General features: G+C 73.1%; 23 protein-coding genes and 1 tRNA gene. 13 read left to right on the plus strand and 11 right to left on the minus strand.

Going from position 1 to position 23,032, the window contains the following annotated elements; genetic code table 11:
* Positions 1-30: 30 nt before the first annotated feature.
* The 5 genes from ACZ4TG_RS16150 to ACZ4TG_RS16170 all read left to right on the plus strand — a co-directional run bounded on the left by ACZ4TG_RS16150 (position 31) and on the right by ACZ4TG_RS16170 (position 2,572).
* A complete protein-coding gene (locus ACZ4TG_RS16150) occupies positions 31-462 on the plus strand; it encodes a roadblock/LC7 domain-containing protein (protein WP_468163446.1) in 432 nt (143 codons plus the stop codon).
* A 77-nt stretch (positions 463-539) separates the two neighbouring features.
* Complete coding sequence (locus ACZ4TG_RS16155) at positions 540-878, plus strand: DUF742 domain-containing protein (protein ID WP_468162985.1); 339 nt, start codon at positions 540-542, stop codon at positions 876-878.
* Positions 856-1,527, plus strand: a complete 672-nt coding sequence (locus ACZ4TG_RS16160; RefSeq protein WP_468162987.1) for a GTP-binding protein — start codon at positions 856-858, stop codon at positions 1,525-1,527. Before ACZ4TG_RS16155 ends, ACZ4TG_RS16160 begins: the two co-directional genes overlap by 23 nt.
* On the plus strand, positions 1,524-2,069 hold the full coding sequence (locus ACZ4TG_RS16165) for a GAF domain-containing protein (protein ID WP_468162989.1): 546 nt from the start codon (positions 1,524-1,526) through the stop codon (positions 2,067-2,069). Before ACZ4TG_RS16160 ends, ACZ4TG_RS16165 begins: the two co-directional genes overlap by 4 nt.
* 101 nt (positions 2,070-2,170) lie before the next feature.
* Positions 2,171-2,572 (plus strand): MmcQ/YjbR family DNA-binding protein, encoded by a 402-nt coding sequence (locus ACZ4TG_RS16170; protein WP_468162991.1) that lies wholly within the window; start codon positions 2,171-2,173, stop codon positions 2,570-2,572.
* On the opposite strand, the gene ACZ4TG_RS16175 is transcribed toward ACZ4TG_RS16170, so the two are convergent.
* Positions 2,531-3,436: a transketolase family protein gene (locus ACZ4TG_RS16175; protein ID WP_468162993.1), complete on the minus strand. Its 906-nt coding sequence runs from the start codon at positions 3,434-3,436 to the stop codon at positions 2,531-2,533. The genes ACZ4TG_RS16170 and ACZ4TG_RS16175 overlap by 42 nt on opposite strands.
* Before the next feature lie 60 nt (positions 3,437-3,496).
* Entirely contained in the window at positions 3,497-4,198 is a 702-nt protein-coding gene (locus tag ACZ4TG_RS16180) for a transketolase (RefSeq protein WP_468162995.1), read from the minus strand.
* Positions 4,199-4,356: 158 nt separating this feature from the next.
* Here ACZ4TG_RS16180 and ACZ4TG_RS16185 point away from each other — a divergent pair.
* A tRNA-Pro gene (locus ACZ4TG_RS16185) sits at positions 4,357-4,430 on the plus strand.
* Positions 4,431-4,508: 78 nt separating this feature from the next.
* On the opposite strand, the gene ACZ4TG_RS16190 is transcribed toward ACZ4TG_RS16185, so the two are convergent.
* Both ACZ4TG_RS16190 and ACZ4TG_RS16195 read right to left on the minus strand, forming a co-directional pair.
* Positions 4,509-5,153 carry a hypothetical protein gene (locus ACZ4TG_RS16190; RefSeq protein ID WP_468162997.1) on the minus strand — a complete coding sequence of 215 codons (645 nt, stop codon included), beginning with the start codon at positions 5,151-5,153 and terminating at the stop codon, positions 4,509-4,511.
* Positions 5,154-5,187: 34 nt separating this feature from the next.
* Entirely contained in the window at positions 5,188-5,352 is a 165-nt protein-coding gene (locus ACZ4TG_RS16195; RefSeq protein WP_468162999.1) for a hypothetical protein, read from the minus strand.
* Positions 5,353-5,525: 173 nt separating this feature from the next.
* Here ACZ4TG_RS16195 and ACZ4TG_RS16200 point away from each other — a divergent pair, with 173 nt between their 5' ends.
* The gene (locus ACZ4TG_RS16200; RefSeq protein WP_468163001.1) at positions 5,526-9,227 is read left to right on the plus strand and encodes an NACHT domain-containing protein; all 3,702 of its coding nucleotides are present in this window, start codon (positions 5,526-5,528) and stop codon (positions 9,225-9,227) included.
* Positions 9,228-9,231: 4 nt separating this feature from the next.
* On the opposite strand, the gene ACZ4TG_RS16205 is transcribed toward ACZ4TG_RS16200, so the two are convergent.
* Complete coding sequence (locus tag ACZ4TG_RS16205) at positions 9,232-10,290, minus strand: NUDIX domain-containing protein (protein WP_468163003.1); 1,059 nt, start codon at positions 10,288-10,290, stop codon at positions 9,232-9,234.
* A gap of 97 nt (positions 10,291-10,387) precedes the next feature.
* Positions 10,388-11,011, minus strand: a complete 624-nt coding sequence (locus ACZ4TG_RS16210) for a LysE/ArgO family amino acid transporter (RefSeq protein WP_468163005.1) — start codon at positions 11,009-11,011, stop codon at positions 10,388-10,390.
* Positions 11,012-11,080: 69 nt separating this feature from the next.
* Between ACZ4TG_RS16210 and ACZ4TG_RS16215 the strand changes: the two genes are divergently transcribed.
* The 3 genes from ACZ4TG_RS16215 to corA all read left to right on the plus strand — a co-directional run bounded on the left by ACZ4TG_RS16215 (position 11,081) and on the right by corA (position 13,613).
* The gene (locus ACZ4TG_RS16215; RefSeq protein ID WP_468163007.1) at positions 11,081-12,043 is read left to right on the plus strand and encodes a LysR family transcriptional regulator ArgP; all 963 of its coding nucleotides are present in this window, start codon (positions 11,081-11,083) and stop codon (positions 12,041-12,043) included.
* A gap of 25 nt (positions 12,044-12,068) precedes the next feature.
* Positions 12,069-12,461: a TOBE domain-containing protein gene (locus ACZ4TG_RS16220; protein ID WP_468163009.1), complete on the plus strand. Its 393-nt coding sequence runs from the start codon at positions 12,069-12,071 to the stop codon at positions 12,459-12,461.
* A 69-nt stretch (positions 12,462-12,530) separates the two neighbouring features.
* Entirely contained in the window at positions 12,531-13,613 is a 1,083-nt protein-coding gene (corA, locus tag ACZ4TG_RS16225) for a magnesium/cobalt transporter CorA (RefSeq protein ID WP_468163011.1), read from the plus strand.
* Here the strand turns inward: corA and ACZ4TG_RS16230 are convergent.
* The 3 genes from ACZ4TG_RS16230 to sigK form a co-directional block, all read right to left on the minus strand.
* On the minus strand, positions 13,555-14,940 hold the full coding sequence (locus ACZ4TG_RS16230) for a methyltransferase domain-containing protein (RefSeq protein ID WP_468163013.1): 1,386 nt from the start codon (positions 14,938-14,940) through the stop codon (positions 13,555-13,557). The two genes, corA and ACZ4TG_RS16230, sit on opposite strands and share 59 nt — an antisense overlap.
* A 136-nt stretch (positions 14,941-15,076) precedes the next feature.
* A complete protein-coding gene (locus ACZ4TG_RS16235; RefSeq protein ID WP_468163015.1) occupies positions 15,077-15,796 on the minus strand; it encodes an anti-sigma factor in 720 nt (239 codons plus the stop codon).
* A complete protein-coding gene (gene sigK, locus ACZ4TG_RS16240) occupies positions 15,793-16,320 on the minus strand; it encodes an ECF RNA polymerase sigma factor SigK (protein ID WP_468163448.1) in 528 nt (175 codons plus the stop codon). Before sigK ends, ACZ4TG_RS16235 begins: the two co-directional genes overlap by 4 nt.
* 292 nt (positions 16,321-16,612) lie before the next feature.
* Here sigK and ACZ4TG_RS16245 point away from each other — a divergent pair, with 292 nt between their 5' ends.
* The 3 genes from ACZ4TG_RS16245 (at position 16,613) to ACZ4TG_RS16255 (ending at position 20,479) form a co-directional block, all read left to right on the plus strand.
* Complete coding sequence (locus ACZ4TG_RS16245) at positions 16,613-17,464, plus strand: chitosanase (RefSeq protein WP_468163017.1); 852 nt, start codon at positions 16,613-16,615, stop codon at positions 17,462-17,464.
* 201 nt (positions 17,465-17,665) lie between these two features.
* Complete coding sequence (locus ACZ4TG_RS16250; protein ID WP_468163019.1) at positions 17,666-18,019, plus strand: DUF805 domain-containing protein; 354 nt, start codon at positions 17,666-17,668, stop codon at positions 18,017-18,019.
* 240 nt (positions 18,020-18,259) lie between these two features.
* Positions 18,260-20,479, plus strand: coding sequence for an NADP-dependent isocitrate dehydrogenase (locus ACZ4TG_RS16255; RefSeq protein WP_468163021.1), 2,220 nt, complete (start codon positions 18,260-18,262; stop codon positions 20,477-20,479).
* Positions 20,480-20,546: 67 nt separating this feature from the next.
* Here the strand turns inward: ACZ4TG_RS16255 and ACZ4TG_RS16260 are convergent, their stop codons facing one another.
* Together ACZ4TG_RS16260 and ACZ4TG_RS16265 are read right to left on the minus strand one after the other, a co-directional pair.
* On the minus strand, positions 20,547-21,497 hold the full coding sequence (locus ACZ4TG_RS16260) for a formylglycine-generating enzyme family protein (RefSeq protein ID WP_468163023.1): 951 nt from the start codon (positions 21,495-21,497) through the stop codon (positions 20,547-20,549).
* Between the two features lie 22 nt (positions 21,498-21,519).
* Positions 21,520-22,926 (minus strand): sulfatase family protein, encoded by a 1,407-nt coding sequence (locus ACZ4TG_RS16265; protein ID WP_468163025.1) that lies wholly within the window; start codon positions 22,924-22,926, stop codon positions 21,520-21,522.
* Positions 22,927-23,032 lie beyond the last annotated feature (106 nt).

Below are 23,032 nucleotides of genomic sequence, written 5' to 3' on the forward strand. Positions count from 1 at the left end.
ACCCCTCATCCCAGCAAGGAGCGCACCCTCATGGGCGGCGAAGTGGCGACGAAGACAGGCCGGCTCTCCGATCTCGACTGGCTGCTCAGCGGCCTCGTCCAGCGAGTGCCGTACACGCGCAGCGCGGTGCTGCTCACGGCGGACGGGCTCGTGACGTGCATGCACGGCATGGACGCCGACAGCGCCGACCACATGGCGGCGCTGGCCTGCGGGCTCTACTCCCTCGGGCGCAGCGCCGGTTCCCGGTTCGGGGACGGCGCGGGGGTCCGCCAGGTGGTGGTCGAGCTGGACACGGCGCTCGTCTTCGTCTCGGCGGCCGGCTCCGGCACCTGTCTGGCCGTGCTGGCGGACCGGGAGGCCGACGCCGGGGTGCTCGGCTACGAGATGGCGATGCTGGTGAAGAGCGTACGTCCGTACCTCGCGGCCCCGCCGCGACGGCCCGTCGCCGATGCGGAGCGATGAGGGCCCGAGCGAGGGGGGCGTACGGATCCGGAACGGGGAGGGACACACCATGGCTGGACGACACCGCGGGGCGGGTGATGCGCCCGTACACCGCCAGCGGCGGGAGGACCCGGGCGGCCGTCGCACTCGACCTGCTTTCGCTGGTGACGGCGACCGGCGTACGCCCGCGTGCGCCGCTGGGCACCGAGCACACCCTCGCGCTCCGCGTGTGCGCGGGCGCGGCGGCGGTGTCGGTCGCCGAGGTGGCCGGGCAGCTGCGGCTGCCGGCGGTGGTGGTGAAGGTGCTGCTGGCCGATCTGGTGGAACACGGGGCCGTCACGGTGCAGGCGCCCCGTTTCCTGGGCGGTGATTCCATGGCGGCCGACGACCTGACCCTGCTGCGGGCGGTGCTCGATGGTCTACGCCGACGCCTGTGACGCCCGGACCCTGCCCGCGACGCTGAAGATCCTGGTCGCGGGCGGGTTCGGGGCGGGCAAGACCACCTTCGTGGGGGCGGTCAGCGAGATCGAGCCGCTGTGCACGGAGGAACTGCTGAGCGGGGTCGGCGAGCCCGCTGACCCGCTGGAGGGGGTGGAGGCGAAAACGGCGACGACCGTCGCGCTCGACTTCGGGCGGATCACCCTGGACCAGGGGCACGTCCTGTACCTCTTCGGCACGCCGGGGCAGCAGCGCTTCTGGTTCCTGTGGGACGAGCTGTGCACGGGGGCGCTGGGCGCGGTGGTACTGGCCGACACGCGTCGGCTGGCCGACTGCTTCCCCGCCGTGGACTTCTTCGAGCGGCGCGGGATCGGCTTCATCGTCGCCGTCAACGAGTTCGACGACGGCCACCGCTATACGGCCGGGGAGGTCCGGGAGGCGGTGGGGCTCGGGCCGGACGTGCCCGTCGTGCGGTGCGACGCCCGGCTGACCAGCTCCGGGACGGGAACCCTGGCCGCGCTCGTCCACCACCTGCTCTTCACGGCCGGATCGGCCGACCGGCTCGGACCGGTGCGACCGGCGCGCTCGGCGAGTCCCGGCCGCCCGGTCGGCTCAGTCACGTCTTCGGATACGGGGGAAACGCCATGACCTACTACGAATCGACCGGCCACCTGCTCCTCACCCCGGTGGACCGGGAGGCGCCCGCGCGCACCGTCCGGCTGCGCGAGCTGGGTCTCGGCGAACGGGCGGACGCGGAACTGGACGTGTTCGCGCGCCGGGTCGCGCAGACCCTGGACGCGCCCTACGCGGGGGTCAACTTCGTGGGCGAGGAGCGGCAGTTCTTCGCCGGCCTGCACCACGGTCCCGACGCCCCGCCGAGCGGCTACCCGGCGCGGGCGCTGCCGCGGGACCACGGCTACTGCCCGCACGTGGTCGTACGGCGCCGGGCGCTGGTGCTGGAGGACGTACGGGACTTCGCGCGCTTCGCGGGCAACGCGGTCGTGGACGGGAGCGGCGTCCGGTCCTATCTGGGGGCCCCGCTGACGGACCGGCAGGGGGTCGTGCTGGGGACGGTGTGCGCGGTGGACCGGGCACCGCGGCGTTGGGGACTGGAGGGGCTGACGACGCTGAAGGAGCTGGCCGCGGAGCTGACCGTGCTGCTGCGGGAGAGGGAGGACCGGCGGGGCTAGAGGGGGACCGACGGGGCTGAGGCGGCGCGCGGGCGGTTGTCAGTGGCCGGGTCTACGGTCGGGGGCGAGGGTTCACCGGTGGCTGGAGAGGAGCCGTGGAGATGGCCGTGACCGCGCAGGACGTCCGGGCGATCGCCCTGTCGCTCCCGGACAGCAGCGAGAGACCGGCCTGGGGCATGCCGACCTTCCGGGCGGGCGGGAAGACCGGCAGGATCTTTGCCACGCTGGCCGACGACGACGCCTCGATCGGGGTGAAGTGTCCCAAGGAGGACCGGGCCGGGCTGATCGCGGCGGAGCCGGAGAAGTTCTTCGTCCGCCCGGGCCACGACGACAACTACGCCTGGCTGCGGGTCCGGCTGGCGGCGGTCGAGGACACGGCCGAACTCCGCTCGATCCTCACCGACGCCTGGCTCCAGGCGGCCCCCCGACGCCTGGCCGCGGCGCATCCGGAGCTCGGCGGCTCAGGCGAGGGGGCGCAGGAAGGCGCCGATCCGCTCCCGTAGGGAGGCGGGGTCCAGGCCGTGGGCGGCGGTGTGTTCCTCCATGGTGCCGTAGTGGCGGAGTTCGGCCCGGGAGACGCCGAGGCCCAGCACGCGGTGGGGGACGTCGCCGAGGGCGTCGTTCGCGGCGGCCGTGGAGGTGCCGGCCAGGTAGGGTTCGACGAGGACGACATCGGCGGCGCCCGGGCCCACGGCCGCGCGCAGGGCCGCGTCGTCGAAGGGGCGGACGGTGGTCGCGTACAGCACGGTCACGTCCATGCCCTCGGTCGCGGCGAGGACGTTGTCCAGCAGCGGCCCCACCGCGAGCACCACGCTCGCGCGTCCCTCCCGTACGGTCCGCAGGCCCAGGCCCCGGAAGGGGTGCGGCCGTGTGTTCGACTGCACGGAGAGCCGGACGTACACCTTGTCGTCGCCGGCGGCGTAGGCCTCGCGCAGCAGGTCCTCGGCCTCGTCCGGGTGGCCGGGCACGTGCACGGTCCAGCCTTCGAGGGTGTCCATGAGCGCCACGTCACCGGGGGACATGTGGGTGAAGCCGCCCGCCGGCCAGTCGTAGCTGGCGTTCGCGCTGACCAGCACGCCGCCGGTGCCCTGGTGCCCGAAGTCCAGCTTGATCTGCTCGAACGGCCGCTCCACGAGGAAGCTGGCGAAGGTGTGCATGATCGGACGCAGCCCGGTGAGGGCCAGGCCGCCGCCGACACCGATGAGCAGCTGTTCGCGGATCCCGACGTTGATGATCCGCTCCGGGTGGCGCTCCTGGGCGGGGCGGAACCCGTCCATGGTGATCTCGGCGAGCACGAGTGCCAGCCGGGGGTCCTCGTCGAGCAGCCGCGACGTGACCGAGATGAACCGCTCCCGCATGGTGTCCATGTCTTCCCTACCCCTTGGTGTGCGTGGTGCCCGGCTTCTTCAGGACCACTTCGAACTACGTCAGAACTTCTTCTCGACGCGGGCCACGACGGCGTGCGGCCTGCCCGGGTGCGGCGCGGTGAAAGCGGCGTGCAGGGCCGCGTGGTCCCGGCCGTCCACGGTGACCGCCGACCAGCCGGCCGCCTCGAAGCGGGAGGCGATCCCGCCCGGCCAGCCGTGGGTCGCGGAGTCGTTGTCGATCACCACGGTGTGGAGCCGCTCGAGCCCGGCCGAGCCCGCGTGGGCGAGTGCCTCGTGGTTGCTTCCTTCGTCGAGCTCGGCGTCCCCGATCAGCACCCACACCGCCGGGTCGGCCAGGCCCCGCGCCCGCAGTCCGAGCGCGCTGCCGACGGCCAGGGGCAGGCCGTGTCCGAGCGAGCCGCTGCTGATCTCCACACCCGGGACGAGGGTGCGGTCCGGGTGGTGCCCGAGGGGGGAGTCGTACGCACCGAAGCCGCTCAGCCACTCGACGGGGAAGAACCCCTTGGCCGCGAGCACGGCGTAGTAGGCCATGGGCCCGTGTCCCTTGGAGAGCAGGAACCGGTCCCGCTCCGGGGCCTCGGCGTTCCCGGGCCCCACCCGCAGCACCCGGTCGTACAGCACCCACAGCACGTCGAGCGTGGAGGTGGCGGCGGGCCCGTGCTTCTCGGCCCCGGTCATGAGGCCGATGAGCCGGCTCAGATCCTCGTAGCGGAACCCCGTGTCCGCGGTTGCCTGTGTCATGCATCAACCGTGCAACCTCAAGCCCGCTTGAGGTCAAGCGCCGGTCGCGCCGTCCGTCAAGTCGCGCCGTCGGGGAAAGGTGCGCGCGACCACCCCGCGAAGTGCGGTATTGTTCTCGTGCCAGTTCAACCAGGGGAAACCCCCAGGTCAGCGGGCATCGGGACGTGGCGCAGCTTGGTAGCGCACTTGACTGGGGGTCAAGGGGTCGCAGGTTCAAATCCTGTCGTCCCGACTAGAGGTTCGCCTCGTAGTCGCAGATCAGGGGCCGTTTCAGAGCAATCTGAAACGGCCCCTTGATCGTTTTCGGGGCTCACCCGTTCCCGTAGTCCTCCACCAGGTTGGTGATCAGCGCGGCCAGGGCGTCGGCCCGGTGGCGGTCCTCGCGCTGGTTCCGTAGCTCGTGGTCGAGCGTGCGGAGTCGGGCCAGGGCGGCCGGGTCCCGGCGGCGCACCTCGTCGAAGAGCGGCGTGGTGATGATGTCCAGGCACGCGGTGAGCAGGCGCCGGGTGGCCGGGACGGGGGGCGCCGGGTCGGGGGCGGCGAAGCCGCTCGTCAGGTACCGCGCGGGATCGGTGAGGCTCCAGCCGACGACGGTGCCGTGCTGGACGAGGAGCGCCACGTCGGGGGCGATGCCGACGCGGGCTTCCAGCGGCTCGTCGAGGACGTCGAGGTCGCGCAGGCAGGTGAGTACGGAGTCCCCGGGGGCGCGGCACAGCTCCGTGGTCACCTCCAGGCGGAAGTCCCGAGCCTCGTCCGCGCGAACGCCGCCCGGGCGGACGGGGGGTGTGGCGGGAACGCGGGCGCAGTCCTCGGCGTCGGCGGCCTCACCGGGCATCTGGAACTCGGCGCCGACCAGTTCCCGGCCGGCCGGGTCGAACCGGAGCTCGTCAGGGGTGTCCCACAGCCACTCCTGGCTGCCGAACGTGTCCAGGAGGAACCGCCCGCGTTCCTCCACGTTCCGGGCCGCTTCGCAGCGGTGCCGGCCCGTGTCACGGGCGGCGCCGCAGGCTGCCCAGAACCTGGGCCAGCACCGATGCCGCCGCCTGACGACGGGCGGGGCGCGAGGACCACACCGCCGGAAGGACGACCCCCGCGAACAAGGCCGTGAACACCAGGGTGAGCAGCGCGACCGGGTTCATGGGAAACCAGTGCATGGGGCGTTCCTTTCGAGAAGCGACCGCCGGTGCGGCCGGTGGTCCGAGTCTGTGGCCGACCGGGTGCGGGGAGCCCGGCCGCTGAAGAAATCCGAAGACGGGGGGTGTCGTCGCAGGCCACGCCATACGCTGGCGCCGGTGGTCCCGAAAGGAACTGAAAGCGGGGGGTCCTGGTGGGGGATGCGACGGGCGCCGTGGCGGACTTCTGTGCCACGCTGCGCCGTACCGTGCGCGGGTGCGGCGTCTCGCAATCCGAAATCGCCCGGGTGCTGCACCGCAGCGACGCGGCGGTCTCCGCGCTCTTGAACGGACGGCGGGCCAGGCCTCCCCAGCTGGACGAGATCCTGCCGATCCTGAACCACTGCCGTGAGAGCGTCGGCGCCCACCCGCCGCCCGGCCTGGTCCTGGACCCGGCATGGTGGCGTACCCGCCTGGCCGAGCTGGAGGACACGGCACAGGCGCGGCGCCGCCGCCCGCCGCGGTACTCCCAGGGCCTGCTGCCCGTCGCGACGCCGGTGGAAGCCGTCACGTTCGACTTCAGCTCCGCCGTCGAGGTCCTCGCGGGCGGTCGATCGGGCTTCGACGGTCTGGACGGGGAGGTCCTGGAGCCGTTGGACCTCGCGGGCGGGGTGACCGTGCACCTAAGGGGGTTGTTCGACGGGTTCGGAGCCCGCGTCCGGTCCTGCCGGGGTACCGCGAGGACGGCCCTGCTCTGCGCGGCGGACGTCGTACTCCTCGTGAGCGCCTTCTGCGATGCGGTCGCCCGGCTCGGGTCCGCCCGGGCTGTGGCCGCCGACGACACGGGGGTGCCGTACTCGGGCTGCACCACGCAGGTCCTGGAAGAGCTCGGAAGGGTCGTGCTCGGCTCGGCGCGCGCCCGCGACACGACGGAACTCCGTGCGGAGATAGCCAGCGCCTACGCCGCATCGGCGGACATCATGAGCTCGGGCGGCTTCACCGGTGCCCCGCCCGAGGAGCTCGCGAAGCTGGCGCAGCGCCGCTACGAGGCCCTGCTCGCCCCGGTCACCTGGGAGTGCCCGGAGCTTCGTCTCACCTCCGAGACGTACGACCCCGACCAGGAGCAGGGGCGGCAGCGCGCCACCCCCGACCGGGTGGGCCTCATCGAACTGGGCGACTTGTTAAGGGAGTTCGCGAACGGCGACCTGGTCACCCGGCAGCAGCGGGAGCGGCTGCGGGCGCCGATCGCCCCGGCCGAGGGATCGGGGCCGACGATCCCCTCCCTGGCCGCCGGCTACGTGAACCCGGCGTTCCGGGTGTCCGGGCGGTCGGCCGACTGGCAGCTCTCCGCCGACGACTGGTGGGAACGCCAGCCCCTCAGGGAGGACATCGCGGGGTTCTTGGCCGCCCATCTGCTCAGCCACCAGGCGACACAGGCGCCGTTGCTCGTGCTCGGCCATCCCGGCTCCGGCAAATCGCTGCTCACCAGGTTGATCGCCGCCAGACTGCCGGAGGCGGAATTCTCCTGTCTCCATGTCGAACTCCGCCACGTTCCCGCCGAGCTCGATGTCCAGGAGCAGCTCGAGGAAGCGCTGTTCCGCTCGACCGGCCGCCGGACATCCTGGCCGGACACCGCACACGGCACCGGTGACGTGGTCCGGGTCGTTCTGCTCGACGGGTTCGACGAGCTGATCCAGGCGGGTGCGGGCCGGCTGGACATGAGCCGGCAGTGGAGGTACCTGAAGAGCATCGAACAACTCCAGCAGCGGGAGAGCGAACTGGGGCGCCCCGTCGTCTTCGTGGTGACGAGCCGCACCGTGGTCGCGGACCAGGTCCTCACCCCGACCGCCAGCACCGTCCTGCGGCTGGAGCCGTTCGACGACGGGCGGATCATCGCGTGGCTCGAAGTCTGGGAGGCCACGAACCGGCGCTACTTCACCGCACACGGCATCGAGCCGCTCACCTGGGAGGCCGTACGCCCGCACCGCGAGCTGGCGCGCCATTCCCTGCTCCTGCTGATGCTCGCCCTGTACGACGCGGTCGGGAACCCGCTGCGCCGGCTGGGAACCCGTGACATCCGCCGCGTGGACCTGTACGAGCGGCTGCTCACGGAGTTCGTCCGCCGCCAGGTCGTCAAACACCAGGGCCTCCTGCCGCCCGCCGAGGAGGCCGAGGCCGTGGACAAGGAGCTCGGACGGCTGGGTGCGATCGCGATCGGCATGTTCAACCGCCGCAGCCAGAGCCTGACGGCGGAGGAGGCGGACCGGGACCTCGACGTGCTGCTCGGCGAGAGTGGTTCCACGCTGCTCTTCGGACGGTTCTTCTTCGTGCACGAGGCCCAGGCCGTGGTCGCGGAGGAGCGCCTGCGCTCGTACGAGTTCCTGCACGCGACGTTCGGCGAGTACCTGGTGGCTCGGATGATCTGCGACGAGGTGCGATGGGTCCTCGCAGGGACGAGGCGGGCCGCGGTGGCGCGCACCGACGACGACCTGCTCTATGCGCTGTTGTCGTACGTTCCGCTGACTGACCGGGCCGAGGTCCTCGACAACATCAGGGAACTGTCCGGACCGGGCGGGTCACACCGGGACGACGGCGTGCAGGCGCTGCTGCGCACCCTGTTCCAGCGCCGTGACCGGGGCGGCGAAGAACCGGAACTGCTGCCGTACCGCCCGGTCGCGCTCAGCCGTACCGAGCGGGACGCGACCTACGGTGCGAACCTGCTGCTGCTTTCGCTCCTGGCCGAGGACGGCGTGCGTGCCTCCGAGTTCCTGGGGAGTGCGGCTCCCGTCGACGGCTGGTGGCGCTGCGCCCAGTTCTGGCGTTCCCAGTTCGGCGAGGCGTCGTGGGAGTTGTTCGCCCGCAAGGTGTCCGTCGAGCGGCGCTCATCCGGCCCGGATCCTGACGGCGCCGTGGACCTGTGGGTCACCCTGCGCGCCCCCTCGACCGCGACCGCCCCGGCCGAGACCGCGCACGATCTGGCCTGGACCCTTCGGCACGCGGTGCTGGGCCCCGCCGCGTACCACGATGCCAGGGAGGTGGACGCCGCCGACCTGACCCGGCGGCTCTCCCTGCTCTGGGACACCGACGTGGAACAGTTGCTGCACGCCCTGGTGCCCCTGCTGCGGTCCTTGCCGGGCACTTTGCGCACCTACCGCGTCGACGAGGAGCAGCGGGCCGTCTCCGGGGCACACGTGCTCATAGCGCTGCTCTGCCCTGACACGGGACGGCCGGGGCAGGCCGCCGCCCGCTACCTGGACGTCCTGGAGGTGCTGCGCAATCTGCCCGACGAGGACCGCCCGCCCGTCGCGGACGTGCTCGTACGACACCTCGTCCAGGACGCCGGACGGCTTCCGGCGGGTGTGGTCCGCGACCTCCTGGTCGAACTGCTCCGGTTCGGTTCCGCAGGCGGGAGTACGGGCGGGAGCACACGGTGGGCGTCGCTGTGGCCCGTGCTGGAGCGGTACGTGACCGGTGAGCTGGGGCGAGTTGGCCTGGACGACCCCGAGAGCGACGCCGTGGTGGGTCACCTGCGCCGGTACGCGGCGCTGTTCCCCGGACCGCAGGACCGTTTGGCGCAGATGCTCAGGGAGGCCGGAACCAGCCAGGTCTGGGAGGTGGCGGGCCGGGGGCCGGGGCACGCGGTGCTGGCAGAGGGCCTCGCGCTCCTGGAGAGCACGCCGCCCGCCGAGCGAGCACCGCAGACGGTGATCGGCCTGCTCAGGCTGGCCCGCGAGCTGGGGCAGACGGGCTGGCTCGCCGAGCACGCCGAGCCGCTGCTGTGCTCCCTGGAGCCGGCCGGCCTACTGCGACTGCGCGCCGGCGATGTCGACGTGCTGCGGCCGGTGGTGCGAGATCCCGGGTTGCTGACCGCGTTCGGGACCATCGAGGAGATCTGGCGGGGCGCCGGCAAGGGATGAGGGATCAACCTTCGGCCAAGGGTTCCTCATAGGGGCGGCCGGCGTGGAGTTCCAGCGGGCCGGTGCCTTCCGCGAGGGCGGTCAGGCAGGCCTCGATCTGCCGGCGCAGGAGGGGTTTGACCAGGCCGCGCAGCTTCTTGCGCGGGGCGGTGCGCCAGCGGAGCAGTTCGGTGGGCTCCAGCCGGATCCGGGCGAGGTCGGGGGCGTCGAGCACTCCGCCCGCGTAGAGGAAGCGGACCCGGGCCGGACGGCCGGGGCGGTGGGCCCAGTTGACGGCCAGGAGGCGGCCGGGGGAGCGGTCGAGCCCGATCTCCTCGCGGACCTCGCGCGCGGCGGCGGCGCGGGGCGTTTCCCCCGTGTCGCTGTCGACGCCGCCGCCGGGCAGGAGCCAGCGGCCCGGTTCGCCGTACCCGGGCTGGACCAGCAGCACCCCGCCGGCCCGGTCGGTGAAGAGCACGTTCGCGGCGGTGAGGGCCTTGGGGCGGGCGGCGAGGTGGTCGGCGGCGTCGAAGGCGCCTGCGTGCTCCAGGGCGGCGCGGTGCGCCGGGTCGAGGGCGGCGGGGGAGCCGGGCTGCGGGACGCCGCCGACGAGGTGGGCGAACGAGCCGGAGTGCAGCGCCGCCAGGCCGGCGCGCAGCCGCGGGGCGATCCGGGCGGGGAGCCGCCCGTAGGCCTCGCCGGGCGTGAGCCAGTGGGCCTGCACGACCTCGCCGGCCGCCAAGGAGATCGCGGCGACCTGCGCGGGAGCGAGCGGCCCGACGAGGTGGACGTGTGCCACCAGGGAGCGTCCGAGCGGGCCCGGTGGCCAGGAGTCGACGGCCAGCAGCCGGCCGACCGGGACGCCGAGGCCGAGCGCCTCCCTCAGCTCGCGGGCCAGGCCCTCCTCCGGAGTCTCGGTGTCCCGGACGGCGCCCCCGGGCAGCTCCGGGTCGCTCGTGCACGCGGTGGTCACTACGAGGACCCGCCCGCGCCCGTCCAGCACGATCCCGGTGGCGGCGACGAGCGGGGCGGGCCGGGCGGCGCGGTAGGCGCGGTCCTCTGCGGGGGTGGGGCGGTCGGGCACCGGTGGCTCCTGCGGACGCGGACGGGAAAAAGGGGGCGGTGGGAGGTATCCGTACCCACTTCGCGGGGGAACGCGGCGGCCGGGAACGCCGCCGGGGTCAGGCCCGGGCCAGGAGGAGCCCGCCCATGGTGACCATGGTCGCGGCGACCAGGCCGTCCAGGACCCGCCAGGACGCGGGGCGCGCCAGGAGGCCGCTGAGCAGCCGGGCTCCGTAGCCGAGGGTGCCGAACCAGGCCAGGCTGGCCAGGCCCGCGCCGATGCCGAAGGCCCAGCGCAGGTCGCCCCGGTCGGCGGCCAGGGAGCCCACCAGCAGGACGGTGTCCAGGTAGACGTGCGGGTTGAGCCAGGTCATGGCCAGGCAGGTGAGCACCGCCCGGCGGGCGGAACCGGGCGTGGCGCCCTGGGTGGTGAGGGCGGCGCCCGGGGCGGGGCGCAGCACCCGGCGCGCCGCGAGGGCTCCGTAGCAGATCAGGAAGGTGCCGCCGGCGATCCCGACCACGGTCAGCGCGGCCGGCCAGGCGGTGACGAAGGCGCCGACGCCCGCCACGCCGAGCGCGATGAGCAGTGCGTCGGACACCGCGCAGATGGCGACCACCGGCAGGACGGACTGGCGGCGCGCGCCTTGGCGCAGCACGAACGCGTTCTGCGCGCCGATCGCGACGATGAGGGAGAGGCCGGTGCCGAAGCCCGCGAGGGCCGCTGTGGTGATGCCGTGTGTCATAAGTCCGACCGTAGGCACGTGTGTCGGTTCAGTACAGCTAAAGATTTTTACGTACCCTTAGCGCTTGTGATGGATGAGCTTCCCCTGGAACAGGTACGGACCCTGCTCGCCGTGGTCGACGAGGGCACCTTCGACGCGGCGGCGGCCGCCCTGCACGTGACCCCGTCGGCCGTCAGCCAGCGGGTCAAGGCGCTGGAGCAGCGCACCGGCCGCGTGCTGCTGATGCGGACCAAGCCCGTGCGGGCCACGGAGTCCGGGCAGGTGGTGATCAGGTTCGCCCGGCAGCTGGCCCGGCTGGAGCGCGACGCGCGCGCCGAGCTGGGCATGGGCGCGGGCGACGGGCAGGGGCCGGTGCGGGTGCCGATGGCGGTGAACGCCGACTCGCTCGCCACGTGGTTCCTGCCGGCGCTGACGAGGGTGCCGCAGGAACCGCCGGTCTGCTTCGAGCTGTACCGCGAGGACGAGGGGCACACGACGGCGCTGCTGCGGGAGGGGCAGGTGATGGCGGCGGTCACCTCCTCGCCCGACCCGGTGGCGGGGTGCACGGTGCGGGCGCTGGGGCTCGCGCGGTACCTCCCGGTGGCGAACCCCGGCTTCGTCGCCCGGTACCTGGGCGGGGCTCCGGAGCGGGATCTGCGCGAGGCGCCGGTGATCGTCTTCGACCGCCGGGACGAGCTCCAGGACAGGTTCGTACGGGCCCTGGCGCCGGGCGGAGGTGCGGGCGCGGGAGCGGGCGCGGGTGCCGGCGAGGACGGCGGGATCCGCATCGGTGCCGGTCGCGTCCGGCACCACGTGCCGACCTCGGAGGGGTTCCGCGACGCCGTGGCCGCCGGGCTGGGCTGGGGTCTGGTGCCCGAACCGCAGGCCGAACCCCTGCTGCGGACCGGGGAGCTGGTGCTGCTGGCGCCGCGGCGGCCGATGGACGTGCCGCTGTACTGGCAGCAGTGGAAGCTGGACTCGCCCGCACTGGCCGCGGTCGCGGAGGCGGTCGCCCAGGCCGCGGCGGAGGCCCTGCTGCCCGCGACGGGCTGAACCGCGGACGCCCTACGCTACGCGGATGGAGTCCTACACGATCGGTCAGGCGGCGCGGCTGCTTGGAGTGAGCGTCGACACGGCACGCCGCTGGGCGGACGCCGAACGGTTCCCGACCCGGCGGGAGGGGGCGCGCCGGATGGTCGACGGCCCGGACCTGGCGGCGTTCTGCGTCGAGGCGGCCCAGGAGGGCGGTGAGGGCGAGGAAGCCCCGTACACCTCGGCGCGCAACGCCTTCCCGGGCATCGTCACCGCGGTGAAGCTGGGCACGGTCGACGCGCAGGTCGAGATCCAGGCCGGGCCGCACCGGGTCGTCTCGCTGCTGACGCGGGAGGCGGTGGAGGAGCTGGGCCTGGAGGTCGGGGCGCGGGCCGTCGCGCGGGTGAAGTCGACGAGCGTGTTCGTCGACCGGGGCTGACGGCGAGGCCGGTGGGGACGCGGTGGCAGACTGGCCGCTGATCCGCCGAAGGGGAGTACATCGTTGTCCATGTTCAGCAACCTGCGCCGGGCCGTTCGCCGCGGCTACCGGCGGGCCGTCGATCTCAGCCACCCGGCCCGCTCCCCGCTCGGCAGCGCCGTGGTCAACTGCGTGGTCTACCGCGAAGGCGTACGCCAGGACGGCTGCGGCGAGGTCGAGGAGGCGCTGCGGCGGGTCCGCAAGAGCGGCGACAGCTTCGTCTGGATCGGCCTGCACGAGCCGACTCAGGAGGAACTCACCGGGCTCGCCGCACTGTTCGGCCTGCACCCGCTCGCCGTCGAGGACGCCGTCAACGCCCATCAGCGCCCCAAGGTGGAGCGCTACGACGACACCCTCTTCGCGGTCTTCAAGACCGTCCGCTACGTCGAGCACGAGGAACTGACGGCGACCAGCGAGGTCGTGGAGACGGGCGAGCTGATGGCCTTCGCCGGCGAGGACTTCGTCATCACCATCCGGCACGGCGGCCGGGGCACCCTCGGACCGGTCCGCGAGGCCTTGGAGGCGGAGCCGGAGCAGCTGGCCAAGGGGCCGGGGGCCGTACTGCACGCCATGGCCGACCACGTGGTCGACGACTACGTCGCCGTCACCGACGCCGTGCAGAACGACATGGACGCCGTCGAGACCGCCGTCTTCAGCGAGCACGGCGGCCGCGGCGACGCGGGCCGCATCTACCAGCTCAAGCGCGAACTCCTCGAACTGCGCCGGGCGGTGGCGCCGCTCGACCGGCCGCTCCAGGTGCTGGCCACGCAGCCGATACCGGTCATCCCGCCGGAGATCCGGGCGTACTTCCGCGACGTGGCCGACCACCTCACCCGGGCCACCGAGCAGATCAACGCCTACGACGGACTCCTCGACTCCGTCCTCCAGGCCCATCTCGCGCAGGTGACCGTCGCCCAGAACGAGGACATGCGCAAGATCACGGCCTGGGCGGCGATCGTCGCCGTACCGACGATGGTCTGCGGGATCTACGGCATGAACTTCGACAACATGCCCGAGCTGCACTGGACCTACGGGTACCCGCTCGTGGTCGGCGTCATGGCGCTCGCCTGCTTCGTGATCCACCGGGGCTTCCGGCGCAACGGCTGGCTCTGAGCGGGCCCGCTCGGAGCGCGGCCGCCGGTTGCGCGGGTTCCGCCCGTTGCACCCGTTGCGCCCGTTCCGCGCGGGCGAGGAAGTGGGAGGCGGCGCCCTCGTATTCGGCCAGCTGCCAGCCCGTATCCCGCAGGGCCGGCCCGAGGTTCGGCTCGGCCAGCGGGTCGTCGGGGCTGACGGCGCGGCCGTGCCGGGCGGCGCGTTCGGCCCGCCCCGAGGGGTGGAACAGCAGCAGCTCGGCGCCCGGCGCCGCCACCCGGGACCACTCGCGCAGCGCGGTCCGCGGATCCGGCAGGTGGTCCAGCAGCCCGGCGGCGAAGATGCCGTGCACGGTGCCGGGCGCGAACGGCAGCCGGCCGCAGTCCGCCAGCACCAGCCCGGCCGGGCCCGCACGGCCCACCCGGGCGGCGGCGGTGAGCATCGCGAGGGTGAGGTCCACGCCGATCACCGCCCCGGACTCCCCCACGAGGGCCCGCAGCGCCGACAGGGCCCGGCCGCTGCCGCAGCCCAGGTCGAGCGCGGTCTGGCCGGGCCGCAGCCGCATCCGGGCCACGGCGGCCTCGTACGCCGGGGTCTGGTAGGCGAACCGCTCCTCCCAGGCCGCCGCGCGGGGGGTGAAGAAGGCCCGGGTGGCGGTGTGCTCGGCCCGCCCGGCCACCAGCGCGGCGAACCGGTCCAGCAGCTCGGCGCCGTCCCGGCCGGGCGGCGGGGACGGCAGCCCCCAGGCGCTCCCGCCGACGCGGAAGGCCCGTACCCCGTGCTCGTCGGCGGCCAGCGGCACGGTGGTCGGCGGCAGGCCCCCGCTCTCCCCGCGGGGGGCGTACGCCGACACCCGCGCGCCCGCGAACAGCGGGTCCGCGGCGGCCGCCGGGGTGAGCCGCAGCTCCGCCGGGCCGCCCGGCGAGGGCATCCGCACCTCACCTCCCGCGGCCCGGGCCAGCAGCGCCGAGCCCTCGCCCAGCGCCAGTACGGGCACCTCCGCGGCCAGGGCCGCGCGGACCAGGGGCAGGGCCTCGGGAACGGCGGCCGTCAGGATCAGCGCCTCGGCGCCGGTGAGCGTGGCGGGGAGGGGGTCGCCGGCCCAGGGTCGGCACGGGTGCAGGGTCAGCCCGGCCGCTTCGAAGGCGGCGGCCAGCGCGGCCCCGGCTTCCCGGAGCCCGGCCTCGACCCCGGCTTCCTGGACCCCGGCCGCCGCGAGGCCCGTCGGCCCGAGTCCGGTCGGCTCCGCCGCGGCCGTTCCCGGCCGCGCGGGCTCCGGTTCCGCCGCCCCGGCGGTTCCGGGCGTCCCGGCCCCGGTCACGGCGGGCCCGATCACGATGCCGGCCATCCGCACCTCCATCCCTCGCATACCAGCTGCCGCGGCCCATTCAAGCCGCATATGCGCAAGGATGCCGTGCCAGAGCACGCATGTGCCAGGACCGCGCACGCAGAACCCCGCGATCGGCGCGCGGGGACCTCCGGCGTCAGCCGGCCAGGCTCATCAGCATCAACGGCGCCGACGTGGGCCGCGCGGAGCCCCCCGCGGGCTCCAAGGTCACCCCCACGGCCGTGGCCCGGCCGACGGGCCCGGCCATCAGGGTGCTGCCGTCGCCGCCCAGCAGTCCGGCCGGCCGCATCCCCGCGGCGTCCGCGAACCACAGCTGGTACGTCTTGCCCGGCGGAGCGGCGGGCAGTCCGGAGCCGACGAACGCGGCGCGGTTGCGCTCCGCGCTCACCACCACGGTGCCCCGCGCGCCCGATGGCGACCGGCCCGCCACCGTCCGGGCGTCCGGGGCCGTGATCACGTCCGTCAGGTTCCGGAGGTCTTCCAGGGCCCGGGTGGCCTGCTGGGCCTGGTCCCGCTGCCACACCGCGGTACCGCCCAGTGCGACCGCCCCGGCCAGGCAGGCGGCGAGCGCCAGCGGCAGGGTGCGCCTGCGCAGCGGGGGGATGCCCCGGCGGGCCGGCGGGAGCTGTCTCACCGTGTCGATGCGGCCCAGCACCCGCTCGCGCATGCCGGGCGGCGGGGCCAGCGCGGTCGCCGAGCCCAGCCGGGCCGCCGTGGCCGCGAAATCCCGTACGTCCTGCGGGCACAGCACGCAGCGGGCCAGGTGCTCTTCGAACGCGGCCCGCTCCTCGGGGTCCAGCGCGTTCAGCGCGTAGGCGCCGGACAGGGCGTGCAACTGGTCGGTTCCGGTGTTCACGCGCTGACCACCCCCATGCAGTCGCGCAGCCGGATCAGGCCGTCGCGCAGCCGGGTCTTGACCGTGGGCAGCGGGGCGCCGAGGGTCTCGGCGACCTCGCGGTAGGTCAGCCCCCCGTAGTAGGCGAGGCTGACGGCCTGCCGCTGCAGTTCGGTGAGCCCGCGCACGCAGCGGCGTACCTGCTCGCTCTCCAGCCGGACCTCCACCTGCTCGCTCACCTCGTCGTAGGGGCGCGCGTGCTCCCGCGCCGCGTTGTCCTGCTCCCGGGCCGCGGCCGACTGGGCGGAGCGGACCCGGTCCACCGCGCGGCGGTGCGCGATGGTCATCACCCACGTCATGACGCTGCCCTTGTCGGAGCGGTAGCGCGCCGCCTGCCGCCAGACGTCGATCAGCACCTCCTGGGCGACCTCCTCGGACTGGGCGCGGTCCCGCAGCACCTTGACGACGATGCCGTGGACGGGTCCGGCGACCACGTCGTAGAGCGCGGCGAAGGCGTCCTGGTCGCCGCGGGCGATCCGGTCCATGAGGTCGGGCAGGTCGGGGCCGGGCTTCTCCCAGGGCGCGCCGAAGGTCACCGGTTGCCGCACGTGAGCCCCCTTCGTCCGGACGGCTGGCCGTTTCGGGTGCAGGTCATGGCTGGTGTCCTTCGGGGGCGGCGGCGGGGGACAGGGGTCGCACATGGAGGGTTTCGTAGTCCGGGCCGCCGTGGATTGGTTTGCTCCGGAAGTGACAACAAGGGGTGTTCGCTGCCCCTGATATCTGGTAGGAAAGTTTCCTAACGGAATCGGGAAGCCTCAACCACCGTATGGAGGCCTTGTGTTCGCCCCCCACCGCAGGAACAAGACAGTCGCGATCGGCGCCCTGCTCGGCGCGGCCCTGCTCGCCGCCCCCGTCGCGGCGCACGCCACCGCGGCCCCGGCCGCCGCACCCGCCGCCTCCCCCACGGCGGCGGTGGCGGCGACCGGGCTCGACGACCCGGCGAAGAAGGACGTCGCCATGCAGATCGTCTCCAGCGCGGAGAACTCCTCGCTGGACTGGAAGGCGCAGTACAAGTACATAGAGGACATAGGTGACGGCCGCGGCTACACCGCCGGCATCATCGGCTTCTGTTCCGGCACCGGCGACATGCTCGACCTCGTCGAGTACTACACGCAGGTCAAGCCGGGTAACGTGCTCGCCAGGTACCTCCCCGCGCTGCGCAAGGTGGACGGCAGCGACTCGCACGCCGGCCTCGACCCGAACTTCACCAGGGACTGGGCGAAGGCCGCCCAGGACGCGGAGTTCAAGAAGGCCCAGGACCACGAGCGCGACCGGGTCTACTTCGACCCCGCCGTCAAGCAGGGCAAGGCCGACGGGGTCGCCGCGCTCGGCCAGTTCATCTACTACGACGCCATCGTCATGCACGGGGACGGCGGCGACTCCACCAGCTTCCGCAACATCCGCAAGCGCGCCCTGGCCAAGGCCAAGCCCCCGGCCCAGGGCGGCAGCGAGACCGCCTGGCTGAACGCCTTCCTCGACGCCCGCGTCTGGGCGATGAAGCAGGAGGAGGCGCACAGCGACACCAGCCGCGTCGACACCGCCCAGCGGGTCTTCCTGAAGAAGGGCAACCTCAACCTCGACACCCCGCTCGACTGGAAGGTCTACGGGGACTCCTTCCACATCGGCTGAGGCCGGCCCCCGCGCGGCGGTGCCCACCCGGCGGGCGCCGCCGCACCCGGGGGAGCGGAAGGTCAACTGCCGCTGTCACAAAGGGAAAACGGAGCATCTTGAGGTCCGTCGAGGGGCTTGAGGGCCGTGTAAGAAGGGCATAAGTTCGGCCTGGGGCCGCCCCTGCGGGAGGGGCCGCCGATCCGTCCTCCGGGGGGACCCGTGCACTACTACGTGGACGTCATAAAGCGGTACGCGGACTTCGCCGGCCGGGCGCGCCGGCAGGAGTACTGGATGTTCGTGCTGGCGAACATCCCGATCATCGTCGTCCTCACCATCCTGGACTTCGTCCTGGAGACGTACCCGATCCTCACCTGGGTCTACAGCCTGGCCGTCTTCCTGCCGAGCCTGGGCCTCGCGATCCGCCGGCTGCACGACATCGGAAAGTCCGGCTGGTGGTACCTGGTCAGCATCATCCCGTTCGTCGGATGGATCTGGTTCATCGTCCTGGCGGCGACCGAGGGGCACCCCGGCGCCAACGAGTACGGAGCGAACCCCAAGGAGATCCGCGCCTGATCCCCAGGGAGATCCGCGCCTGACCCGGCTGGATCCCACGCCTCGCCCGAGCGCCCCCACCTGCGGAAATCCGCCGATGGGGGCGCTCGACGCGTCCCGGGCGGCCGCGGCGCGGCGCCGGGTGACGCGCGTCTCGCCCCGGTTCCGGCAGGGGGCTGTCCAGACCGGCCCGATCACGAGATATCTTGATGTCGAGCAATGTTGCAGACGAGAGACGCAGACTGTGGAGCGGAGCATCCGGTGACTGACTCGACCATCATCTACACGCACACTGACGAGGCCCCGGCCCTCGCGACGTATTCCTTCCTGCCTGTGATCCAGGCTTACGCGTCGACGGCCGGTGTGAATGTCGAGACCCGTGACATCTCCCTGGCCGGTCGGATCATCGCCAGCTTCCCCGAGCACCTGGAAGAGGGCCAGCGGATCGCGGACGCCCTCGCCGAGCTCGGCGAGCTGGCGAAGACCCCGGGCGCGAACATCATCAAGCTGCCCAACATCTCGGCTTCGATCCCGCAGCTGAAGGCCGCGGTCGCCGAGCTCCAGAGCCAGGGCTACGCGCTTCCGGACTACCCGGACGACCCGAAGACCGACGAGGAGCGCGAGATCCGCGCCCGCTACGACAAGGTCAAGGGCAGCGCCGTCAACCCGGTCCTGCGCGAGGGCAACTCCGACCGCCGCGCCCCCGCCTCGGTGAAGAACTACGCCAAGGCCCACCCGCACCGCATGGGCGCCTGGACCTCCGAGTCGAAGACGAACGTCGCCACCATGGGCGCCGACGACTTCCGCTCCACCGAGAAGTCCACCGTGATCTCCGAGGCCGGCACGCTCCGCATCGAGCACGTCGCCGCCGACGGGGCCACCACCGTCCTGCGCGAGTCCGTACCGGTCCTCGCCGGCGAGGTCGTGGACGCGTCCGTCCTGCACGTCGACGCGCTGCGCACCTTCCTGAACGACCAGATCGAGCGCGCCAAGGCCGAGGACGTGCTGTTCTCGGTGCACCTCAAGGCCACGATGATGAAGGTCTCCGACCCGATCATCTTCGGCCATGTGGTCCGCGCCTTCTTCCCGAAGACCTTCGCCCGCTACGGCGAGACCCTGGCCGCCGCCGGCCTGTCCCCGAACGACGGCCTCGGCACGATCCTGAACGGCCTGGGCGCGCTGCCCGACGCCGACGCGATCAAGGCCTCCTTCGAGGCCGAGATCGCCGAGGGCCCGGCCCTCGCGATGGTCGACTCGGACAAGGGCATCACCAACCTGCACGTCCCGTCCGACGTCATCGTCGACGCCTCCATGCCGGCCATGATCCGCACCTCCGGCCACATGTGGGGCCCGGACGGCGCCGAGGCCGACACCCTCGCCGTCCTGCCGGACAGCAGCTACGCCGGCGTCTACCAGGTCGTCATCGACGACTGCCGCGCGCACGGCGCCTACGACCCGTCCACGATGGGCTCGGTGCCGAACGTCGGCCTCATGGCCCAGAAGGCCGAGGAGTACGGCAGCCACGACAAGACCTTCGAGATCGCCGCCGCGGGCACCGTCCGCCTCGTCGACGCCGAGGGCAACGTGGTCCTGGAGCAGGAGGTCGCCGCCGGTGACGTCTTCCGCGCCTGCCAGACCAAGGACGCGCCGATCCAGGACTGGGTCAAGCTCGCCGTCACCCGCGCCCGCGCCACCGGCGTCCCGGCCGTCTTCTGGCTGGACGAGGGCCGCGCGCACGACGCGCAGCTCATCGCCAAGGTCAAGACGTACCTCGCGGACCACGACACCGAGGGTCTGACCATCAAGATCCTCTCCCCGGTCGAGGCCACCGCCTACTCCCTGGAGCGCATCCGCCGCGGCGAGGACACCATCTCGGTGACCGGCAACGTGCTGCGCGACTACCTGACCGACCTCTTCCCGATCCTGGAGCTGGGCACCAGCGCCAAGATGCTGTCGGTCGTCCCGCTGATGAACGGCGGCGGCCTCTTCGAGACCGGCGCCGGCGGCTCCGCCCCGAAGCACGTCCAGCAGCTGGTCAAGGAGAACTACCTGCGCTGGGACTCCCTCGGTGAGTTCCTCGCGCTGGCCGTCTCCTTCGAGCACCTGGCGGTCACCACCGGCAACGCCCGCGCCCAGGTGCTGGCCGACACCCTGGACCGCGCGACCGGGACCTTCCTCAACGAGGACAAGTCGCCGAGCCGCAAGCTGGGCGGCATCGACAACCGCGGCAGCCACTTCTACCTCGCCCTGTACTGGGCACAGGAGCTGTCGCGCCAGACCGACGACCCGAAGCTGGCCGCCGCGTTCGACCCGCTGGCCAAGACGCTGGCCGAGTCCGAGGAGAAGATCGTCGGCGAGCTCATCGCCGTCCAGGGCTCCCCGGCCGAGATCGGCGGGTACTACCAGCCCGACGCCGCCAAGGCCTCGGCGGTCATGCGCCCGTCCGCGACCCTGAACCAGGCGCTCGCGATCCTGGGCTGACGCCCACGGCGTGTCCGCTCCGCCCCGGCCGGGAAGTCTCCGGCCGGGGCGGTGGCGTACCCGGGCCTCAACGGGCAGGGGAGCCGGGGCGGACGGAGTCCGCCGCCACCCGGAAGCCGATGTTGCCCGCCGAGCTGTCCGGGGTGTTGCGGGTGCGGGCCGCGACCCGGTAGCGGTTGCAGTACGAGTCGTGGCACATGTGCGAGCCGCCGCGCATCGCGCGCTCCGGGGCGGCGGGGGCGAAGTGGTCCGCCGACCACTCCCACACGTTGCCGACCGTGTTGTACAGCCCGTAGCCGTTGGGGCGGAAGGACTTCGCGGGCGCCGTGCCCGCGTAGCCGTCCGCCCGGGTGTTGTGCCGCGGGAAGTCCCCGTTCCAGATGTTGCACATGTGCCGCCCGCCGGGCCGCAGTTCGTCGCCCCAGGGGTAGCGCCGCTGCTCCAGGCCGCCGCGCGCCGCGAACTCCCACTCGGGCTCCGTCGGCAGCCGGGTGCCGGACCAGGCGCAGTAGGCCTGGGCGTCGTTCCACGACACGTGCACGACGGGGTGGTCCTGCCGGGCGGCGAACGAGGAGCCCGGTCCCTCGGGCCGGCGCCAGTCCGCGCCGGACACCGCCCGCCACCACGGGGTACCGGCCACCGCGGGGGAGGCCGCGGCGAGCGGGGGGCCGAGGAAGCCGGCGAAGACGAAGCTGAAGCCGAAGGACTCCGCCTCCGTGACATGGCCGGTGGCCTTCACGAAGGAGGCGAACCGGGCGTTGGTGACGGTGGTCGGGGCGATGCGGAACGCCCCGACCACCTCCTCCCGCACCGGCCCCTCGCCGTCCCCCGGGAAGCCGTCGGGATCCTCGGTCCCCATCAGGAACCGCCCGCCCGCGAGGTCCACCAGGCCCCGTGCCGCCCGCCCCGCCGCCGGGTCCGCCCGGGGCCGCGGCGGTGCCGGGGCGAGGCTCAGGACGGCGGTGGCGTCGGGTTCGCGGCCGGGGCTGCAGCAGGACTTGGGCGGCACGGGTCTCACTCCTGGGGGCGGTGGTACGGGGTCAGCCGGCGCGGTCGGCGGCCAGCTGCGCCGCCAACGCCGGTATGCCGAGGGCCTGTTCCTGGGCCGGGGTGGCCTGGTACAGCAGGTTCTTCAGCTGGTACGGATCGTCGGCCAGGTCGTAGTACTCGCGGAAGGTCACCTGCCCGGTCCCGGAGACCTGGCCCGCCGCGTCGGTGTGCAGATCGTAATATTCCGTGTACTGCCTGTCCTTGGCCACGTACGAGGCCCAGGTCTTCGGCCCCGTACCGCCCGTGCCCTGCTTCCACCACTGCACGAGCAGGTGATCGCGCGCGGCCGGCGTGAGCAGCGACCGGCCGTCCTGCGGGGTGGTCGGGCTGATCCCGGCGGCGTCCAGGATCGTCGGTGCGATGTCGATGTTGGCGACGATGCGGTGGTCCGTGGTGCCCCCGCCGAGGCCGCCGGCCGGCCAGGACAGGTAGAAGGGCACCTCGTGGGCGGGGGAGTAGGGCACCGACTTCTTCAGCCAGCCGTGGTCGGCCCAGGTGTAGCCGTTGTCCCCGGTGAAGATGACGAGGGTGTTCTCCAGCTGGCCGAGCGCGGCCAGCTTGTCGTGGATGGCCTGCACCGCGTCGTCGACGGAGAGCAGGCTGCGCAGCTGGCGCCCCCGCGTCTCGCGGGCGTCGTCGAGGGTCGACGTCGCGTTGCGGATGTACGGGGGTTTGTCGGCCCGGTCGTCCTCCGGGACCGAGGGGCGGCCGTTCCAGGCGGGCACGGGGGTCTCGGCGTACTTGGGGGCCGGGGTGTTCGGCGCGTGCGAGGCGTACGGGGTGACGTACGCGAACCACGGGCGGGGGTCCGTCGCGGCCTTGTCCAGGAAGCCGAGGGTCCTGTTCTTGATGATGTTGGTGGTGTACCCGGGAAGCTGCTGGACGGTGCCGTCGATGTTCCACCGGGCGTCGTTGTAGCCGGGCTGGAGCAGCGCGAACTCCTCGAAGTGCGGCGGACTGTCCGCCAGCGTCCAGGAGTTGAGGTACTTGCCGAAGAGCCCGGTGCGGTAGCCGGCCTGCTTGAGGTGGCGCTGCACGGTGGTGGACTGGTCGAGGCTGTGCGAGGCGGCGTTGTTGCGCACGCCGTGGTGGTGCGCGTGCCGCCCGGAGAAGACCGAGGACCGCGAGGGCGCGCACAGCGGGGTCGCGGAGTGCCCGTGGGTGAAGGTCACCCCGTGGCCGCCGAGCCACTCGATGGTCTTCGGGATGGCCCAGTCGGTGTGCTTGGGCTGGTCGTCGGTGACGATCAGCAGGATGTTGGGGCGTGACGAGGGCGCGGCCGCCGCTGTCCTGGCGAAGGCCGGGGTGGCCGCCGCGGCGGCGGCGACCGCGGCCCCGGCGAGGAAGCCGCGTCTGCCGACGGGGGCCTTCCGGGACCCGGTGGTGTGCTCGCTCACGAGAATCTCCTGTACGCGCGGAGAAGTTGACGTACGTACCGGGCTCCCGGCGGCACGCCGTGCCCGCCGGGACCCGCAGGTCAGACCCTAGGAGCCGGGTCGCCCC

The sequence above is a fragment of the Streptomyces sp. NPDC028314 genome, assembly GCF_055565795.1.

Excerpts from the sequence above, each read along its gene's own strand:
- ACZ4TG_RS16150 (WP_468163446.1), top strand. The coding sequence starts at position 31 with ATGGGCGGCGAAGTGGCGACGAAGACAGGCCGGCTCTCCGATCTCGAC.
- ACZ4TG_RS16155 (WP_468162985.1), top strand. The coding sequence starts at position 540 with ATGCGCCCGTACACCGCCAGCGGCGGGAGGACCCGGGCGGCCGTCGCA.
- ACZ4TG_RS16160 (WP_468162987.1), top strand. The coding sequence starts at position 856 with ATGGTCTACGCCGACGCCTGTGACGCCCGGACCCTGCCCGCGACGCTG.
- ACZ4TG_RS16165 (WP_468162989.1), top strand. The coding sequence starts at position 1,524 with ATGACCTACTACGAATCGACCGGCCACCTGCTCCTCACCCCGGTGGAC.
- ACZ4TG_RS16170 (WP_468162991.1), top strand. The coding sequence starts at position 2,171 with ATGGCCGTGACCGCGCAGGACGTCCGGGCGATCGCCCTGTCGCTCCCG.
- ACZ4TG_RS16175 (WP_468162993.1), bottom strand. The coding sequence starts at position 3,436 with ATGGACACCATGCGGGAGCGGTTCATCTCGGTCACGTCGCGGCTGCTC.
- ACZ4TG_RS16180 (WP_468162995.1), bottom strand. The coding sequence starts at position 4,198 with ATGACACAGGCAACCGCGGACACGGGGTTCCGCTACGAGGATCTGAGC.
- ACZ4TG_RS16195 (WP_468162999.1), bottom strand. The coding sequence starts at position 5,352 with ATGCACTGGTTTCCCATGAACCCGGTCGCGCTGCTCACCCTGGTGTTC.
- ACZ4TG_RS16210 (WP_468163005.1), bottom strand. The coding sequence starts at position 11,011 with ATGACACACGGCATCACCACAGCGGCCCTCGCGGGCTTCGGCACCGGC.
- ACZ4TG_RS16215 (WP_468163007.1), top strand. The coding sequence starts at position 11,081 with ATGGATGAGCTTCCCCTGGAACAGGTACGGACCCTGCTCGCCGTGGTC.
- ACZ4TG_RS16220 (WP_468163009.1), top strand. The coding sequence starts at position 12,069 with ATGGAGTCCTACACGATCGGTCAGGCGGCGCGGCTGCTTGGAGTGAGC.
- corA (WP_468163011.1), top strand. The coding sequence starts at position 12,531 with ATGTTCAGCAACCTGCGCCGGGCCGTTCGCCGCGGCTACCGGCGGGCC.
- ACZ4TG_RS16230 (WP_468163013.1), bottom strand. The coding sequence starts at position 14,940 with ATGGCCGGCATCGTGATCGGGCCCGCCGTGACCGGGGCCGGGACGCCC.
- sigK (WP_468163448.1), bottom strand. The coding sequence starts at position 16,320 with ATGGACCGGATCGCCCGCGGCGACCAGGACGCCTTCGCCGCGCTCTAC.